Annotated in this window: 4 protein-coding genes; all 4 read left to right on the top strand. The window is 40.3% G+C overall.

The genetic code is table 11. The features are described from left to right. Positions 1–423: 423 nt before the first annotated feature. Positions 424–582, top strand: a complete 159-nt coding sequence (locus tag K6C05_RS08810; protein WP_296733764.1) for a DUF1653 domain-containing protein — start codon at positions 424–426, stop codon at positions 580–582. A gap of 289 nt (positions 583–871) precedes the next feature. After that, positions 872–1,567 carry a hypothetical protein gene (locus K6C05_RS08805; RefSeq protein ID WP_296733762.1) on the top strand — a complete coding sequence of 232 codons (696 nt, stop codon included), beginning with the start codon at positions 872–874 and terminating at the stop codon, positions 1,565–1,567. Then, positions 1,554–2,498 carry a nucleotidyl transferase AbiEii/AbiGii toxin family protein gene (locus K6C05_RS08800; protein ID WP_296733759.1) on the top strand — a complete coding sequence of 315 codons (945 nt, stop codon included), beginning with the start codon at positions 1,554–1,556 and terminating at the stop codon, positions 2,496–2,498. The genes K6C05_RS08805 and K6C05_RS08800 overlap by 14 nt, the downstream gene beginning before the upstream one ends. Before the next feature lie 319 nt (positions 2,499–2,817). Further along, a partial coding sequence (locus K6C05_RS08795) for a YifB family Mg chelatase-like AAA ATPase (protein ID WP_296733757.1) occupies positions 2,818–3,830 on the top strand: 1,013 nt, incomplete at its 3' end.

The raw sequence follows: 3,830 nt of genomic DNA, 5'->3' as shown, positions 1-3,830 counted from the left end.
AATAATCACCCGGATATAATTTCAAAGCCATTAGGCACAGGCGATGATATTGGTCAAACCGTATATCTTGTCTGGGATAAATCTACAGTTCTTACTCAGGCTAGCCAAAACTTCCGTTCCTTCCTACTGAAATGGTTACCTGCAAATGGTAAAGATAAAGTTGTCTGGCCTGTGTGACAAATAATCAGTTAATGACTTGTTTAATTTTAGACAAAGATAAGCTACTCACATTTGTGCGAAAATCTTGCAGGATCCATAGCAGAGTTGGAAGCTGGCGGTGGAGAGGAGCACGAATTAGTTGAGGTTAAGTAAATAATTCGTTGAATTTTTATAGCAAATAGAATACAATAAATCCAACAGAACCCAACACGCTTCTCCATGAGGCGGACCACGTTGGGTCTTTTAATTTTAAGGAGAACATTTATGGACAGAGAATTACCACACCAGGATGAAATCTGGCGTCATTTCAAGAATAAACTATATAAGATTGTTGCCATTGCCCAGCACACCGAAACTGATGAACAGCTTGTGGTGTATCAGGCCATGTATGGCGATGAGGGGATTTATGCAAGGAAGGTGTAGGCAAATCAAACATGTCCCAGGAGAAAGCCTTAAAGGATGATACTGTTCTGGAAAAATATCTTCCATGGAATGTGAACCTGCCAACTGAAGAATAATGACACTATACTATGACGCAGCCTACGGGCTGCTTTTTATTTGCTGTTGAGGTATATTATAGTTTGACGCGTACCTTTTTCTTTTACACGTTGGGGCATACTATATTTTGACGCTTATGTTATAATCAAGTAAAATTCATTTTTACTTGACATAATATGATGCTTTTTCTATACTGAAAAAAAGGGGGAGCGTCATGGCAAGTCAGGCAAAGACAATAGAACAGTTTATTATGAATCAGCCAGAAAATAAAATCTTGACGGCTAATCTTCTCTTTCGTCAGATACCGACTCCGTTATCTGAGCAGGCATTTTATCAGACATTGACTCGTCTTACCCGTCAGGGGATTTTGCGTCATTTAACAAAGGGAATTTATTATAGGCCACGGTATTCCCGCTTTGGTGAAGTTCCTCTATGTGAAGAGGATATTTTAGGCTATTATACTAATGATGGTAAAGGAATGGTTATAGGATATCGGCTTTATCAAAAATACGGGATTACCACGCAGATATCAAAAAAAAGTGAAGTCCTTTCTAATGTGGTGCAGGAAAGTACCAAAACAGTTGGTAATGTCCGGGTAAGCCAGCTTAAATTACAATTTACTGAAGAGATATGCAGAGCCATAACTGTATTGGAGATTCTTCAAAATTATCGCCAGATTGAGGAATTTAATCGTCAGTCATTGGCTGCTTTTATGAAAAAGTATGCAGCTAATTATTCTGAAGAAGCGATGATTACGGTTATTCAAGCAAGAAAATACAAAAAGTCTACTATTGCTTTTTTAGTATCTTTTTTGGGATATTGGAAAGTCAAAAATATGTTACATCAGTATTTATCAAATATGTCTACTTATTCCATACCGAAAATGGAGGAATTTTATGCGTCTGCATGAGAATATTGTAGATTTTCGTGATTTACAGGAATTGACCGCTAAGTACATAGGTATTCCCTCAGTTGCAATTGCTCGCGATTACTATATTGTTATGATGTTACAAAATTTGGCTCAAAGTCCCTATTACGACACCTGCGTATTTAAAGGAGGGACTTCCCTTAGTAAATGTTATCCAGGCTCTATAGAACGATTTTCGGAAGATATTGACTTAACATTTATTCCACAGGAGACATTGGGAAATAAGCAATATGACAGGCACTTAAAGCAGATTGAAAAAGTGGTGGCTGGTGGTTTTCGTATTGAAAAAATTGAATTTGAGCGAAATAATCGTAATAAAAGTTCTTATATATGGTTCAATGATAAGGATACAACTAATGGACGGATAAAGCTGGAGATAGGTTCCAGTGTTCGTCCGGATCCTTATAAACCAATGGCGGTTAAGACTTATATTCAGGAATATTTGGAGTCCAGGCAGATGTTCACTGAGGTTAAGGAATTTGGTTTATCACAGGTCATAATAAATACTCTGTCAATAGAGCGCACTTTTTTGGATAAAGTTATGTCAGTGAAGCGGCACGCTATTTGTGGTACATTGTTGGAGAAAATACGCCATGTATATGATGTAACGATGCTATATTCCAGAAAGGATATAAAACAATTCCTTAATAATGAGATGGAGCTAAAGCGTTTATTGGAGCTGACCAAAAAGACAGATGCATTTTATTTGGAAAAGCGGAATTTACCTGACACCTATACTCCTATGGGGGCATATGCTTTTTCATCTTGGTGTGAAAAATTTGATGCATTGGCAAGAAACAAGTATGAAAAATTGCATGAAATGTTATTATACACGGATAAAAAACAAGATTTTGATATTGCTGTCCGCACCTTTATGGAAATAGATAAAATATTTGCTTCCATAGGAGAGTAAATGTGGGAAAGCCATCGTAGTATGCTTTAGGTATATTATTAAACTTAATGCCAACAATCAGATGACATTGGTATCAGGTTTTGGTGATAGTGTAGGTACATTGACCCCATCCGCCTCGCGTTGCCCGGCACCGACGGTACATGTGCCAGTGGCGGGTGTGGTGATCATGTGCCTGGTACCCGAAGGGTGCTCCACCAGATGGGAAGGCACACTTTTTTGCAAAACGATATTTATTCAATAAAATTCCATGTATTGATTAATATTATTAGTTATTTTATAATATTTAATTAATAATATTTTGAAATGCGAGGGGATAATATTGTTTGCCAAAGTTTGTGGTGCAGCAACTCTTGGTGTGGAAGGCATCATTATTTCTACTGAGGTGGATGTTTGCCTGGGGTTGCCTTCGATGGAGATTGTAGGCCTGCCTGATACGGCGGTACGGGAATCAAAGGAACGGGTGAGGACTGCCATCCGTAATTCCGGTATAAAAGTGCATTCCAAAAAGGTAACTATTAATTTGGCTCCGGCAGACCTTAAAAAGGACAGCTCCGGTCTGGATCTTCCCATAGCTGTAGGATTACTGGCGGCCTATGGAATCGTTCCCGTTGACAGGCTGGAAAAATGTCTGTTTACGGCTGAGCTTTCCCTGGAAGGAAAATGCCGGGGAATAAAAGGTATTTTGCCTATTGCAGTACAGGCTAAAGCCGAGGGCTTTGAAAGTATATTTGTGGCAGAGGAAAATTCCCGGGAGGCGTTACTGGTGGATGGCCTTCAAGTTTATTCCCTTAATAATCTGGGTGAACTGGTAGACTTCTTGACGGGAAAGGAAAAGCTGGAACCGGTTCAACCCAAGGAAGAAGAGGATGATGGTGGAGGCTTTGCCGATGATTTTGCAGATGTTCAGGGGCAGTTTCAGGCCAAAAGAGCCCTGGAAATTGCAGCAGCAGGGGGGCATAATGTATTGATGGTAGGAGTTCCCGGAGCAGGCAAGACAATGCTGGCCAGGCGGATGAGCTCTATTTTGCCTCAAATGACCAGGGAAGAGGCTCTTGAGGTTACAAAAATATACAGTATAGCAGGACTGTTGAAGGGTAAGGGCCTGATAAGTCATCGGCCTTTCCGTAGTCCTCATCACACTACCTCCATGGTGGCAATGATAGGTGGCGGGAGTATCCCAAAGCCTGGTGAAGTTACATTGGCCCATAATGGAGTACTTTTTTTGGATGAATTGCCTGAATTCAGCAAGAAGGCTTTGGAGGTCCTGCGTGAGCCCTTGGAGGATAGGGTCATAACCATATCCAGGGCCCATGGCACCATGACCTTTCCCTC

Source organism: Anaerovibrio sp., assembly GCF_024697385.1.
In the GTDB taxonomy this organism is placed as follows: domain Bacteria; phylum Bacillota; class Negativicutes; order Selenomonadales; family Selenomonadaceae; genus Anaerovibrio.
The sequence above is the reverse complement of the archived record's forward strand: the minus strand, read 5'-3'. Positions and strand labels throughout refer to the sequence as shown.